Source organism: Halobacteriovorax sp. YZS-3-1, from assembly GCF_047084945.1.
Classification (GTDB): Bacteria; Bdellovibrionota; Bacteriovoracia; order Bacteriovoracales; family Bacteriovoracaceae; genus Halobacteriovorax_A; species Halobacteriovorax_A vibrionivorans.
This window is the reverse complement of the sequence record NZ_JBKIYI010000002.1, coordinates 334,830-347,609: the sequence shown is the minus strand read 5'-3', so window position 1 is coordinate 347,609 and position 12,780 is coordinate 334,830. Positions and strand designations below refer to the sequence as shown.

Genomic DNA, 12,780 nt, shown 5'->3' with positions numbered 1-12,780 from the left:
GTTGACGTTTAAAGGACTACTCATAGCCTATATCGTCTTTAATAACCTCTTCCATCACCTTATTTTCCTGAGGTGTAAAGACATCTGTTAGGTTCTTTATCCATCTATTCTTTTTAATAATTGTAATTGCCATTGCCGCACCAAGAATATTTCCAACGACAAATGAGAAATAGATTCCAACTTGAGCTAATTGAGTATGTTTTGAAAGAAGATAAGCAACAGGAAATCTGATTACCCATAATGAAATGATGGCCACCATCATCGAGATCATTGGACTTCCCCCACCTCTCATGGCACCGGAACATACTTGTTGAACACCTATGAGTCCAAATGTTAGAGCTATAACGCGAATAAATACTGCGCCTTCTTTAATGACGGCAAATTCTCCAGGGACAAAGATTTGCAATGTTTGCTCTGCAAAGATAAAGAATCCAATTCCAGCAATGGTTAGAACAATAAAGATGACCCATAATGCTTTACTGGTAACTTCTTTTGTTCTCTCTATCTTTCCTGCTCCAATATTTTGTCCTACTAGAGTTGATGTTGCCATGGCAAATCCAAGACTTGGAATAATCATTAAAGTTAATACACGAATTCCAATTCCATATGCAGCGAGAACGACATCTCCAAAAGTAGCGATAAGGAAAGTCATAATTGTCATGGCCAGTGCACGTGAAGATTGTTCAGCAGAAGCAGGGAAACCTAGATTAATAATTTTCTTAGCAAGAGTGAAATCAAAATCAATCTTTTTAAAATTAATTTTTATTCCACCTTTTCCTTTTGCTAAAAGATATAAGGCGATAATAGCAGAAAGCCCCTGCGTGCAAATAGTTGCAAAAGCAGCTCCATCAACACCATATGCAGGAACTGGGCCCCATCCCATAATTAAAATCGGATCGATTATAAAGTTTAAGATGACAGAGAAGAGAACAATATAAAAAGGAGTCTTCACATCTCCAACACCACGATAAAGAGACTGGAACATCATATAAAGATAACTAAATATAAGACCTATGAATGATATTCTAAGATATGATGTTGTAATCTTTTGAATCTCTACCGTTGGTGTCATTGCCTCAATAACATAAGGGATAACTGCATAAGCAATCCCAGCAAGTAGAGCTGATGTGGCGAGTATAATAATTAAGGTATGAAGACATACCTTAGAAACCATCGGTGTATTTCTTTGGCCTGTGTACTGAGCAACTAAAATCGTTCCACTAACAGCAAAGCCTGCTCCCATAGAAATTAATAGAAATAAAATTGGAAATGAAAGTGAAAGTGAGGCTATAGCATTTGTCCCTAAGCGACCCACCCAAAATGTATCAGTCAACTGATAGGCCGTTTGTAAAAAATTTGCCATAACAATTGGAACTGACAACTTAAATAAAGATTTGATGACAGATCCTTGTGTAAGATCTCTTCCTTCCACAAATATCCTTTAGTTCGTGACTTAACTAAGTTTAGGCCACTTTTAATTCCTCCGTATCATCAACTTCTTCAATCAAATCTTCAATCTTTTTTTTTATAAAACACTCTTGAGCTTTTTCTAATTCTTCTTTTAGTTTAGTCACTAAAAGAATTTTATCCCCTTTTTCAAATACAGTGGCACCATCTGGAATAATAAAAGCGCCATGCCTCTTAATGAAGAGTACAACAGAGCCAGTTGGTAGACCAAGATCAACAACACGATTATCAACAGCAAAGTCAGTCTCTCTAATTTCAAGTTGAACGATACCGTGCTTTGTTTGCTCAAGTAGCTCTAAGTCCACAGGGAAATTCGCTTCATCTTCTTGCTCAACGATAAGCCCAAGCTTTCTTGCCATTATCTTCAACGTTGAGCCTTGAATTAAAGCAGAAATAATAACAACGAAGAAAACAATATCAAAAATAGTGTGAGCACGCTCCCCCATGTGAGTTGCCGCAAAGCTTGCAAAAACAATTGGCGTTGCACCCTTAAGTCCTGCCCATGAAACAAAGATCTTTTCATTTAAGTTAAAGCGACTTTTTACAAGACAAAGAAATACACTAATTGGCCTGGCCGCAAAAGTTAGGAAGACAGCAATTAACAAACCAGTTGGAGCAATACTTGGTAGTCGGCTTGGAAATACAAGAAGTCCAAGCATAACAAATAGTCCGATTTGTGATAGCCAAGTCATTCCATCAAAGAAGAGTGTTAGCAAGTTTTTATGTAGGATCTTCTTGTTTCCAATAATCATCCCAAATACATAGACGGCCAAGAAACCATTTCCACCTAGCTTTGTGGTTACAGAATAACCCAAGAAGAGAGCAGCTATTGTTAATGGAGGGTATAGGCCATTGTAGTCTAGTTTTATTACATTATTAATTAGAATAAATGCACGAGCAATAACCCATCCACCAGCAAGTCCAATGGCCGGATTTGAAAAAAGTAGAAAGGCGGTATCCTTTACATCTCCAATCCCCTGCTCAATAAAGCCCAGAAGAACGGAAACAAGAAAGTAGGCCATCGGGTCGTTACTTCCTGATTCAAATCTTAAAATATTTTTAACATCACCTACTTGGGTATTTGGATCTTTAAAAGCTGAAAAGACTGCAGCTGCATCGGTTGCTGATAGAATGGCACCGATAAGAAGCGACTCTAATATTCCAATATCAGTGATAAGATGAGTGAAGCCACCAACTAAGAGTGTTGTAAAGACAACCCCAAGAGAGGACAAGGCCACACCGCGACCAAAGTCGCGCTTTATTTTATTAAATGGAGTTTCAAATCCACCAGTGAAAATTATTAAACAAAGAGCAACAAGACTTAATGAATGAGTTAGTTCAAAATTGCTAAAATTGATGCCTCCGATTCCATCTGAACCAGCAAGCATTCCAATAATAAGAAAGAGGATTAGAACAGGTAGACCAAATCGACTTGAGGACTTACTCAAAACCACGCTTAGTAGTAAAAGAATTGAAGACCCCAAAAGGAAATTATTTAAAAACTGCTCCATCAAAGCATCTTATCGGTTTATTGGCACAAAACTTTAGTAAAAACATCGGGTTATTTTGTTAATTATTAATATTTTCATACTCACTATACCGATTGATATTTAAAATTCTCTAATTTTTCTAATAAACAACCAAATAAGAAAAAGTAAACAAAGAGAGATTAGGATCTAAGCTGTGAATTTTATGTAACTTAGTATATTAAATTCCCCTAGACAAAAAGGGCAAAAGCAACTTAAGTTTGAAAAGTCTTATATGACACAAATACCTGAGTGTTTGGAGCTCAAAGAGAGTCTTGATCGCTACCTTTCACCTGGATTTAAATATATCATTAAATACAATGCCTATATCTCAATGTTATTTCTCTCAAAAGAATTAACAAGCGTGTGCGATGAGATCAGTGGTAATAAATTAATCGAGTTTCAATGGAAAATTTAGAATTAGTTGAAGAATATTGCTTAAAGAAATCAAATACTCCAAGTGAGCTATGTGTTCAACTTGGAGATTATACAAAGGATAAGCATCCTCTTGGCCACATGATCTCTGGTGAATTGGTTGCTTCACTTTTGGGCTTCTTCATTAACCTTAATGAATATAAGAACATTCTTGATATTGGTACTTTTACTGGTTACTCAGCTCTTTCGATGGCCGAGTTCTTACCAGAAGACGGTAAAGTGATAACTATTGATAAGAATAAAAAAATAAATACTTTTGCAAAATCTTATTGGGATAAAAGTCCACATGGTAAAAAAATTGAAGCTTTATTTGGTGATGCAAACCAGGTGCTAGAAAGTTTAACTGATCAAAGCTTTGATTTAGTTTTTATCGATGCAGATAAAGGAAGCTATAAGAATTATCTTGAATTTGCCCTTAAGCTACTTTCTACAAAGGGCGTTATCGTGGTTGATAATGTTTTACGAGCAGGACGTGTTGCAACTGATGATATGCCAAGTGAGGATAAGTCAGTAAATGCAATCGCTGAGTTCAATGACTACGTTGAATCTCGAGATGATCTTTTTAAAACAATGCTTCCAATAAGAGATGGACTTTATTTAATTCAAAGAAAGTAATTATTCATCAATGGTAAGACTCATATAGAATTTCTTCTCATTCATTTCGCCAGGTAATTGAAATGGAATCGTCACTGTACGAGGCCCTGTAATTCGACTTTCATCAACCTTCTCACCACATATGACTTCAGGAGTTGCTCTTTCAACTGTTAAGCCTGTGATCTTATTGATATCGGCCTTAGCTTGTCCTAATACCATATTTACGAACTCACCAGCAGAATCACAGATATCATCTGAAATCTCGCTTCTTTGTTCAGAGAACATATGGTTATAAATTGCTAGGTAGCTGTTTTTAGGAAAGCAGATTGCTAATTCCCCTGTTATCCTTTCGCTCTTTATCGTTATAAGACCTACAATTTCCAATGCCTCAGAAAACTCAATATTTGGATTTACCTCTCCAGCTAGTAGAGGAATATTTAACTGCTTCTTAAATACTTCTAGCAACGCATTCAAAAATGGCTCGATCAACTCCATTAAAACTATCTCCGTCTTATCAACTAATTTGATTTTAATTGGTTAAAGCATTTACTACAAATGAAGACCCATTTTGCCCTCATGTTTGATTCATTTAATAGACTTTTTTAGTTAACTACTTAACTATCTGATATTTCATCAAGGCAATCATCACTGACAAATAATGGTTATCTAAACACAGAGATACTTGGCAGTTTTCATCGTATTTTGGAAGTTAAAAACAAAGTTAACTCATTAACTACCCTGCATCACATTGTATAGGGTTAGGTCAAAGTAAATTTGAGTTAATTATATTAGACAGTTTTAAGACCAATGATTATAAAAATAAATATAGAATACTTACATAAATAAAGGATTTTACATGTTTAAAATAGTTTACGCTTTTCTAATTTCTACAATCTTATCTTCGAGCGCATTTGCGCAATTCACTTCGGAAGATGAGCTGACATTTATCACTTCAGGTGGAAATACAAATAATAAGACTTATGAATTTGCCACTCGAAATTCTTATAAATGGCCAAAGAATAAGTTCACACTTAATGGATCATACTCACGTGGAGAATCCGATGGTGTTTTAGATGATGATAATTGGACCGCTCTTTTAAGATTTGATCACGACCTAAATTCTCGCCTTGATATCTTTGTTGCAGACTTTTTTGAGTCTGATCAATTCAAAGGTTTTTGGGCCAGAAATAACATCGATATTGGTCTTCAATATAAATTAGTCGATGAAGAGAAACTAAAGGTCTTAATTGAAGCAGGTTATCGTTATACTCGCGAAAACTTTGTTCAAGACGAACCAGATAATCATGAGCATAAACTGCGTTTATATTCTGAAGTTAGCTATATCTACACTAAAGGAATTGAAGCAAAGTACTGGGTAGAATATATTCCAAGTTTAGAAAATAGTGAAAACTATATTGTAAAAATGGAACCATCACTACTAACACTAATCAATAAAACATTTACATTAAAATCAGCTGTACTATGGGAATATGAGAATGAGCCAGTAGAAGGTCGCGATCAGCATGACTATAAGACAACACTTAGTCTGATTGCAAAGTTCTAGGAGAGATGATGAACGAATTATTAAATGAAGCAAATATTGAAAAGGTAACAAAGCTAATGGCCGAATATGGGTTTATCCTTGTTAAGGTCATCATTGTACTTGTCGTTGGTTTAAAACTTATAAGCTATATTGAGAAGTTTTTCCAAAAGGTTTTAACTAAAAAGAAAGTTGATGTTTCAATTAGAAAGTTTATCGTAACAATCATTAGCATTACCTTAAAGGTAGGTCTTTTAATCTCAGTCGTAGGTATGGTTGGTATTAAGACGACAAGCTTTGTTGCTCTACTCGGTGCCGCTGGTCTTGCTGTCGGTATGTCTCTTAAAGATGCTCTAGGAAATCTTGCTGGTGGCGTTCTCATCCTTTTCTTTAAGCCCTTTAGAGTTGGTGACTTTATCGAAGGCCAAGGTTATTCGGGGAAAGTTAGAGAGATTGGATTATTTTGTACGAGTCTAAACACACCAGATAATAAGCGAGTAATCCTTCCAAATGGTGGTCTATCATCAGGAAGTATTGTTAACTACTCTGCTGAAGATGTGCGAAGAGTGGATCTTGTTTTTGGGATTGGCTATGATGACGACATTAAGAAGGCCAAGGAAATACTTAATAAATTAGTTAATGATCACCCTCTAACTCTAGATGATCCTGCACCAGTAGTTGCTGTCCTAGCACTTGCAGATAGCTCTATTAACTTTGCGGTTAGACCTTGGGTTAAATCAGCTGATTATTGGACTGTTCACTTTGAGCTACACGAACAAGTTAAATTAACTTTTGATAGCGAAGGAATTTCAATACCATTTCCTCAAAGAGATGTTCACTTATATCAAGAAAGTAAGTAAAAATATAAGCAAGGTTTTAGGGAGAGATCCCTAGAACCTTTGTTCAAAGCCGATTCCCAAGTAATGCTGAAGGTCTAAACGATCGTCGACAAAAGATTGTCCATAAAGTTCATATAAACGATTATAATAATCATCTTCAACACCCATTCCAACTTTAAAAAACACTCTCGACTTATCTCTTTCATAGAGGTTTGCTCTCGCCTCGACTCCATAGTTTTCATTAACTTCATTCAATTGAGTTATTTGAGCATCGTAATAAAAGCGCGTCTCAACAATTGGAAACTTCGACTTGTCATCATTGTTGATTTTAATTTTTAAATCTCCACCGATTGAAATAAAGTTCTCATTTCCACCGATATAAGAGACTTGCCCTCCGGTATAAACCTCAGAAGAAAGGGAGACTTTGTTATCAGGGTCTGTTAGATCAATGATTTTACCTATTCTTATATTTGCTTTAGGAGACATCACTCGTTCCATATGCTCAACATTCTCATACTGAACAGTCCCATTTTCTTGAGTTAACTCATGCCATCCTCTTTGAGTCGATGCTGCAAGACCTTTATCATCAAATGTTGTAATACCAACACCAACTTCAACAAAAGTAGATTTATCATCACCAATGCGACGATAAACCTTGATATCTAAATCATCTCGATTCAAAGCTTCTTGATTCCAAGTACCGTCCTCATTCTGATAACAATGTCTTTGATACATCAGTCCACCAATTTCAACTATTCCACAAGGCTTAGAAACTAGCTTTGTATAGACTTTAGAACTGTAACTAATAGATAACTCTCCATTTTCATATTTGAACCTGGCCGAAGGTTTTGCTCCAAAGGTTAAGCCTCGGTCATCTCCTTCAAACGTATCCCTCTTTTCATACTCAGTTACACCAACAAACATTAGTGCACCATGCAGAGGATTATCATTACTAGTGTTTAACTCAAATTCTGCAGATTGAAGTTCTCCAAGACCTAGAAAACTATCCTTCTTTAATTCAATCTTTGGAATTTCCATATCAACAACAAAGTCTGGACTCTCTTCATTGATTGAGATTCTTGAATCTCCACAATCGTAATCTTTAGCATTATTAATGGTTTCAAAATCCGAAAGAGCTGAAGAGAGAACTTCTTCAGGAGCAGCATCCCCCATTCGATATGTATTCTTAATCAGCTTAAGTCGCTCCTCAAGCTTCTGGCGATCCTCACTTGGGACTTGAATGAATTTTTCCAAAATCATATCGCGATAGCGAAAACGTGGGTATTCCTTTAAAAAATTTCCATTTTTAAAGATGAACTTATCTTCATTTCGATCATATTCAATTTGTATCTTTTCATGGCGATAAATAACACCAGACTCATTTGCAAATGAAGACAGGCCAAAAAGTAATAAGAATGACGTTAGAGACACAATTTTCATAACTTACTTATCGGTCACATCTTGGCCAAAACCTTATATTTCTTATAATATCCTTTTAAATCCGTATACTTAGCTAGTTAAAGTCTGGTATAAACATTTGGTGAAAAAGAAAATCCAAGTTCTATTTGAAGATGAGCACTATATTGCGGCCACGAAACCAAGTGATCTGCTAGTACATCCTTTTAAGGCGAGAAGCCAGGATCGTCGCAGCCTTCTTAGATCACTCAAGAAGCAGACCGATCTCTACCTCTTTCCAATTCACAGACTCGACAAGCCAGTATCTGGAGTCGTTCTCTTTGCAAAGAGTAAGGAAGCGACTCGGCTGATGAAAGAACAATGGAATAGTGAGAATGTTTCAAAACACTATATTGCAATGGTAAAGGGAGTTACTGAGACTGAAGGTGTCTATGACTTCCCCATTAAAACAGACAAGGGACTACAAGAGGCCAAGACTTCATTTAAAACTCTTACATCAAATGATGAGTATAGCTTAGTTGATATTGAGATATTCACAGGTCGCCAGCATCAGATTCGAAAACACTTTTCAAGAAGAATGCACAATCTTGTAGGTGATACGAAATACGGACATTCTTCGATTAATAATATCTTTAGAAAGGATTATAAATTCTATCGAATCTTTCTCCATTCTTATCAGCTTAGATTTATCCATCCCTTCACAAAAGAAGAAGTCATAATCTCATCTCCAGTAACTGAGGATTGTATACATATTGCTAATGATTTATTTCAATTCGATCTTACTAATATAGGAAATGAAGCCAAAGAAAATTGACCATATCGCTGGATCACTTAACTTCTCTTCTTCAATACCTTCAACTGCCTCTAATATTGTTTGAGACTTTTCAAGGTTTCTAAGTAATAAGTAAAGTCCTTCTGATAAAATTTGAATTTGGACACGCTCATGATTCTTATAGAGAAGAGTGTATTCTTTATTTTGAATTTCATTGAATGATTTATCAACGTCACCTTTTCGCATTTGCCAAAGCTGTGAAAGTTCAACATCACTTTCAAATAAGAAATATGAATTAGGAACTAGCTTTAACCTTTGTTCAAAGATGGCCTCTCCATATTTTTGAGGATCAAAACTTAGTAAGCAATCTTTTTGATGAAAGAGATGCCAAAAGCCACGTTCAAATTCAGCGAGATCCTTTATAAAACTAACATCATTGGCCTTCTTTGCGAGAAATTCAGGAAAGTCATCCCCATAATGAAGGAGATTGGTAAAACTTGAAGGATTTGCCTCCACGTATTCATATGAATAACTTAGAAAGTCTTCGTCACCTAAAACAAACCAACAAGCTTCGTAATTATCACCTAGGACTTCCTGTAAGCGAGCACGATAATCATTTTGATAGACTTCCATCACTTGAGAACTCGATAACTCTCCTATTGGTATCATCTCTTCGAGAATATCTTTTGAAATATCCTTTGTAATAACACCTTTTAAAAAGTCATTTTGAAATTTACTGTTGTTCATAAATCTCCTTTGACTTTAAAAGCTCTTTTTCAAGAGTTGGAAAATCAGGGATATCTTCATCCCACTCTAAAAGGATTGGTACATTAAATTTATGACAATACTTTTTAAATAATTTCCATACATCTTGATGTACTGGATGAGAGTGAGTATCAAAGAGATGAGTGCCTAAATCAGAAAAGCCGGCCAGATGAATTTGGGAAACATTCTTCGAATCAATCGTTTCGAAAAAATCTTGCGCTTCAAACTTTTGGTTAATGGCATTCACGTAAACGTTATTGAAGTCTAAGAGTATTTTACAACCTGTCTTATTAGCAAGATTATTTAAAAACTCGGCTTCAGTCATCGTTGAATTTTTAAGAGTAAAATACGCCGAGAGATTCTCAAAAGTCATCTCTCTTCCATAGAAGTCCTGGGCCTTCATGACCTTATCAGCAATGCGATCGAGATTATCTTGAGTATATGAAAACGGTAGTAAGTTATGAAGATTTGAATGAGCATGCCCAGTCCAGCACATATGATCACTTATGACAAAGGGCTCAAATTGGTCATAGAGCTCTTTGGCCTTTTTCATATAATCAAGGTTCAGGTCTTCATCTGCGGCAATTGAAAGAGAGACCCCATGAAATGCAATGGGATAATCCGCTCTCACTTTTTCAAGCATCTTATATGGGCGACCTTTTGTTTCCATATAATTTTCCAATAAAGCCTCGAACCACTCTACTTCGGAGTGGTTCAAGTTCTCTTCTTTTTCTAAGAATGGAAAATGAGTATGTCTAAGACCGACACCATATTTATGCATAATATAACCTTAGCTTATCTTTGAGCTACTTTTCCACCTTTAGCTTCACACTCTTCTTTAGTCAGTTTAATTAAACCTTTACCTTTACAAGAGTTTTGACCACCACACTTAGTCTCAGCTTGGCATCCATTCTTCCCATTACATGCATCAACTTTTCCGTGACAAGCCCCTTGGCCCTTACAAGAGTTAACCCCGTAACACATTACTTCGTTAGCAGATACCTCAGGCATCTTCTTTTCTGTTCCAGTACAAGAAATCATAAGACCAGCAACAGCAGCACCCATTAGTAGTGATTTTTTTGAATTCATTTTTTTCTCCTTATTAGAATATAAAATTATATTCTCTATTCCTTGTTCGAAATTATTTATTGTTTTGTTACATTTTTTTATTCTTAAATTTTAAAAATAAAACTCCAACTCCTGTTATCACTGCAACCGGTAGATAATGTGATACTAAGAGATGTTCAGTTGAAAATGAGCATGCAAAATAAAGTATGATAATTGGAATCATAGCACTTGTTAGAAAGCTCAGTGTTAGCATTGAGCGCTCAAAAGCAATAAAGCCTTTCTTAAGCATATAATAATTCTGCGCAAAGCCTATTACCATTAAAATACTAAGCTCCAGTAAACAATGTGGACGATGATGTTCCTCTACTGGAAAGTTTGTTGGAAAAAAGTAATTTATCCCCAGTAATAAAAATAAAAGTAAGAACGGGATAAATGAAATAAGGTTCTTCTTTTCACTTAATAGCCCAGGTATCGAATTAGCAAAAACGAGATAGCCCCCTACAAGTAGAGCAATATTGGCAACGATGACCTGCAAAAGAAATTGTATATTTGAAATGTACTTTAGCTGAATTGGAGAACTTAGATAAATTGCTACGACACTAATAATAATTTGTGATCCCATCCAAACAAGAGTGCGAATCCATGGAGCCGGTAGTGGTTTAATTGGCTTCAAGTCATCAACTAATGTATTTATTAATTTATTATCATTCATAATATTCCCACTTCTACTTTACGACTTTCTTAAGTTTTGCCATAGCGCGAGATATTCTCGTTCTAGCAGCTGACTCAGTGATCCCTAAAGTTTCGGCCACCTCTTTTGTTTGATGGCCCTCAATTTTTGCCATGAGCAATGGCCGTTTCAACTCCTCAGTTAAATACTTGTTTATGAGTACTGATAATTGTTCGTTAATAATCAATTTTTCAATACTATCTATTCCTGTATTCGTAAGATCTTGAGGATTTGTGACATCTTCCTGAAACTCTTCTTCTCTTTCTTTTAATTTTGAGTACTTACGGATGTAGTCAATAATTCTTCGTTCAATGATACAATTTACCCATGGCGTTACCGGTCGTTCAGGTGAGTACGTCGGTAGTGAATGATGAATACTCATTAATATTTCTTGGCATATATCATCTCGATGAGACTCGTTAAAAACTTTCACTGAGACGATCTTTTTCACAATATGTGAAATGGCCTCAAGAAAGATGCGGTAAGCCTCCTGATCACCATTTTGTGACAATATAATGAGTTTTTTTAAATCATTCACAAGGCAATTCTAACATAGTATATTTAAGGGCGTACATCTACTTTGTATCAAAACACTAGAGGAGAAAAGTTGAAGATATATCATATTGTTTGGTCAATGATCGCCATTTTGGCCTTCTTATTCATACTTACACCTTACTATCGTAAGAAAGAAGAAAGAAAGAATCAGAATGAGCGCGAATATTTTACTTTAATTAAGAAGGAACTCGACCAAGAAGATATTTCAGATGAGTTAATCGATGCTGCTAAGAAAGTGCATACTTCTAATTATATTGATACTGAAGAAAAGTTACTAGCAATAATAAAAGAAGATAAGGATTCAATGAGATCATTATGAGCGATGAGAATAATCAAAACTTATTAGAAAGACTGACAAGTGAAATTGATGACGCAAGATGGGACATCTTAAAACCTCACCATGAAAGAGAGGCCCTCTTTATGATTAATGATGAACTTGAACTACCAGCTGTCGGATACACAATGGCATCTGATCAAGTTGAGTATATTAAAAAGTGGTTAGCAGATGGCCAAATGTATCGTCCAACTGACGAGCAAATTGAACTTTGGGAAAAGAATAATACAGAGTTTAAATATTTAATTGTTCAACCATATGTTCTAGTTAAGATAAAAAAAGAAGGACTGGTCTAATGAAATACTTGATGACTTTATTGCTATTAGTTTCATGTGCAAAAGAATTCATTATTCAAGAGTCATCAAGTATCGACAACTTCACTTGTCCGGCCATTGAAAATTGCCTCTCTTCTTTAGAAAAAGACTCGTCTCCAAATTATATTATGCCGTTCAAAATGATAGGGGCCAGCGCTAAAGAAAATATGGATATTATTGAAAAAGTTATCCGTAAGATCGGTGATTTTAAAATTGAAAGAAATAGTGAATACCTAAAAGTTACTAATGATAATGTTCATCTTGAATTTATCGCCAATGGAGCAAAGAAGCGCATCGAAGTTCGCTCTCAAGTGAAAAAACAGAGCTTCTTCTCTTACGACCAAGGCCGTAAACAAGTAGAAAATATCCGTTTTAACTTCTATCAGGGTAATTACTAACACAATCCTTCCCAGTTAAAGCAATCC

The 12,780-nt window shown here is 35.5% G+C and carries 17 protein-coding genes; 8 read left to right on the top strand and 9 right to left on the bottom strand.

The window, feature by feature from the left end; all coding sequences use genetic code 11:
* Positions 1-16 precede the first annotated feature (16 nt).
* Together ACMAZI_RS11630 and ACMAZI_RS11625 are read right to left on the bottom strand one after the other, a co-directional pair.
* Positions 17-1,432, bottom strand: a complete 1,416-nt coding sequence (locus ACMAZI_RS11630) for an MATE family efflux transporter (RefSeq protein WP_115361637.1) — start codon at positions 1,430-1,432, stop codon at positions 17-19.
* 31 nt (positions 1,433-1,463) lie between these two features.
* Positions 1,464-2,978: a potassium/proton antiporter gene (locus ACMAZI_RS11625; RefSeq protein WP_115361639.1), complete on the bottom strand. Its 1,515-nt coding sequence runs from the start codon at positions 2,976-2,978 to the stop codon at positions 1,464-1,466.
* A gap of 250 nt (positions 2,979-3,228) precedes the next feature.
* Here ACMAZI_RS11625 and ACMAZI_RS11620 point away from each other — a divergent pair, with 250 nt between their 5' ends.
* Together ACMAZI_RS11620 and ACMAZI_RS11615 are read left to right on the top strand one after the other, a co-directional pair.
* On the top strand, positions 3,229-3,411 hold the full coding sequence (locus ACMAZI_RS11620) for a hypothetical protein (protein WP_412474127.1): 183 nt from the start codon (positions 3,229-3,231) through the stop codon (positions 3,409-3,411).
* Positions 3,399-4,043, top strand: coding sequence for an O-methyltransferase (locus ACMAZI_RS11615; protein ID WP_115361643.1), 645 nt, complete (start codon positions 3,399-3,401; stop codon positions 4,041-4,043). Before ACMAZI_RS11620 ends, ACMAZI_RS11615 begins: the two co-directional genes overlap by 13 nt.
* Here ACMAZI_RS11615 and ACMAZI_RS11610 read toward each other — a convergent pair whose 3' ends face one another.
* Positions 4,044-4,517, bottom strand: a complete 474-nt coding sequence (locus ACMAZI_RS11610; RefSeq protein WP_115361645.1) for a chemotaxis protein CheX — start codon at positions 4,515-4,517, stop codon at positions 4,044-4,046.
* Between the two features lie 361 nt (positions 4,518-4,878).
* Between ACMAZI_RS11610 and ACMAZI_RS11605 the strand changes: the two genes are divergently transcribed.
* The gene (locus ACMAZI_RS11605) at positions 4,879-5,586 is read left to right on the top strand and encodes a YdiY family protein (protein ID WP_115361647.1); all 708 of its coding nucleotides are present in this window, start codon (positions 4,879-4,881) and stop codon (positions 5,584-5,586) included.
* An 8-nt stretch (positions 5,587-5,594) separates the two neighbouring features.
* A complete protein-coding gene (locus ACMAZI_RS11600) occupies positions 5,595-6,422 on the top strand; it encodes a mechanosensitive ion channel family protein (RefSeq protein ID WP_115361649.1) in 828 nt (275 codons plus the stop codon).
* Positions 6,423-6,452: 30 nt separating this feature from the next.
* Here ACMAZI_RS11600 and ACMAZI_RS11595 read toward each other — a convergent pair whose 3' ends face one another.
* Positions 6,453-7,841, bottom strand: coding sequence for a hypothetical protein (locus tag ACMAZI_RS11595; protein WP_115361651.1), 1,389 nt, complete (start codon positions 7,839-7,841; stop codon positions 6,453-6,455).
* Between the two features lie 100 nt (positions 7,842-7,941).
* Here ACMAZI_RS11595 and ACMAZI_RS11590 point away from each other — a divergent pair, with 100 nt between their 5' ends.
* Positions 7,942-8,631: an RluA family pseudouridine synthase gene (locus tag ACMAZI_RS11590; RefSeq protein WP_158536862.1), complete on the top strand. Its 690-nt coding sequence runs from the start codon at positions 7,942-7,944 to the stop codon at positions 8,629-8,631.
* Here ACMAZI_RS11590 and ACMAZI_RS11585 read toward each other — a convergent pair.
* From ACMAZI_RS11585 to ACMAZI_RS11565, 5 genes are all read right to left on the bottom strand, one after another.
* Positions 8,581-9,336 (bottom strand): putative DNA-binding domain-containing protein, encoded by a 756-nt coding sequence (locus ACMAZI_RS11585; protein WP_412474126.1) that lies wholly within the window; start codon positions 9,334-9,336, stop codon positions 8,581-8,583. The genes ACMAZI_RS11590 and ACMAZI_RS11585 overlap by 51 nt on opposite strands.
* On the bottom strand, positions 9,323-10,135 hold the full coding sequence (locus ACMAZI_RS11580; protein WP_412474125.1) for a DUF692 domain-containing protein: 813 nt from the start codon (positions 10,133-10,135) through the stop codon (positions 9,323-9,325). The genes ACMAZI_RS11585 and ACMAZI_RS11580 overlap by 14 nt, the downstream gene beginning before the upstream one ends.
* 14 nt (positions 10,136-10,149) lie before the next feature.
* Positions 10,150-10,443 carry a hypothetical protein gene (locus ACMAZI_RS11575; RefSeq protein ID WP_115361659.1) on the bottom strand — a complete coding sequence of 98 codons (294 nt, stop codon included), beginning with the start codon at positions 10,441-10,443 and terminating at the stop codon, positions 10,150-10,152.
* Positions 10,444-10,510: 67 nt separating this feature from the next.
* Positions 10,511-11,134, bottom strand: coding sequence for an NrsF family protein (locus ACMAZI_RS11570; RefSeq protein WP_412474124.1), 624 nt, complete (start codon positions 11,132-11,134; stop codon positions 10,511-10,513).
* 13 nt (positions 11,135-11,147) lie between these two features.
* Positions 11,148-11,690 carry an RNA polymerase sigma factor gene (locus ACMAZI_RS11565; RefSeq protein WP_115361664.1) on the bottom strand — a complete coding sequence of 181 codons (543 nt, stop codon included), beginning with the start codon at positions 11,688-11,690 and terminating at the stop codon, positions 11,148-11,150.
* Positions 11,691-11,759: 69 nt separating this feature from the next.
* Here ACMAZI_RS11565 and ACMAZI_RS11560 point away from each other — a divergent pair, with 69 nt between their 5' ends.
* The 3 genes from ACMAZI_RS11560 to ACMAZI_RS11550 are packed head-to-tail and all read left to right on the top strand — an operon-like array spanning position 11,760 to position 12,753.
* Positions 11,760-12,026, top strand: coding sequence for a hypothetical protein (locus ACMAZI_RS11560; RefSeq protein ID WP_115361666.1), 267 nt, complete (start codon positions 11,760-11,762; stop codon positions 12,024-12,026).
* Positions 12,023-12,337 (top strand): DUF2288 domain-containing protein, encoded by a 315-nt coding sequence (locus tag ACMAZI_RS11555; RefSeq protein WP_115361668.1) that lies wholly within the window; start codon positions 12,023-12,025, stop codon positions 12,335-12,337. The genes ACMAZI_RS11560 and ACMAZI_RS11555 overlap by 4 nt, the downstream gene beginning before the upstream one ends.
* On the top strand, positions 12,337-12,753 hold the full coding sequence (locus ACMAZI_RS11550; RefSeq protein WP_115361670.1) for a DUF1499 domain-containing protein: 417 nt from the start codon (positions 12,337-12,339) through the stop codon (positions 12,751-12,753). Before ACMAZI_RS11555 ends, ACMAZI_RS11550 begins: the two co-directional genes overlap by 1 nt.
* Positions 12,754-12,780 lie beyond the last annotated feature (27 nt).

Bases quoted from the DNA above. Each gene is read 5' to 3' on its own strand.
- ACMAZI_RS11555 (WP_115361668.1), top strand. From the start codon at position 12,023: ATGAGCGATGAGAATAATCAAAACTTATTAGAAAGACTGACAAGTGAA.
- ACMAZI_RS11585 (WP_412474126.1), bottom strand. From the start codon at position 9,336: ATGAACAACAGTAAATTTCAAAATGACTTTTTAAAAGGTGTTATTACA.
- ACMAZI_RS11595 (WP_115361651.1), bottom strand. From the start codon at position 7,841: ATGAAAATTGTGTCTCTAACGTCATTCTTATTACTTTTTGGCCTGTCT.
- ACMAZI_RS11550 (WP_115361670.1), top strand. From the start codon at position 12,337: ATGAAATACTTGATGACTTTATTGCTATTAGTTTCATGTGCAAAAGAA.
- ACMAZI_RS11575 (WP_115361659.1), bottom strand. From the start codon at position 10,443: ATGAATTCAAAAAAATCACTACTAATGGGTGCTGCTGTTGCTGGTCTT.
- ACMAZI_RS11600 (WP_115361649.1), top strand. From the start codon at position 5,595: ATGAACGAATTATTAAATGAAGCAAATATTGAAAAGGTAACAAAGCTA.
- ACMAZI_RS11620 (WP_412474127.1), top strand. From the start codon at position 3,229: ATGACACAAATACCTGAGTGTTTGGAGCTCAAAGAGAGTCTTGATCGC.
- ACMAZI_RS11615 (WP_115361643.1), top strand. From the start codon at position 3,399: ATGGAAAATTTAGAATTAGTTGAAGAATATTGCTTAAAGAAATCAAAT.
- ACMAZI_RS11605 (WP_115361647.1), top strand. From the start codon at position 4,879: ATGTTTAAAATAGTTTACGCTTTTCTAATTTCTACAATCTTATCTTCG.
- ACMAZI_RS11580 (WP_412474125.1), bottom strand. From the start codon at position 10,135: ATGCATAAATATGGTGTCGGTCTTAGACATACTCATTTTCCATTCTTA.
- ACMAZI_RS11610 (WP_115361645.1), bottom strand. From the start codon at position 4,517: ATGGAGTTGATCGAGCCATTTTTGAATGCGTTGCTAGAAGTATTTAAG.
- ACMAZI_RS11625 (WP_115361639.1), bottom strand. From the start codon at position 2,978: ATGGAGCAGTTTTTAAATAATTTCCTTTTGGGGTCTTCAATTCTTTTA.
- ACMAZI_RS11570 (WP_412474124.1), bottom strand. From the start codon at position 11,134: ATGAATGATAATAAATTAATAAATACATTAGTTGATGACTTGAAGCCA.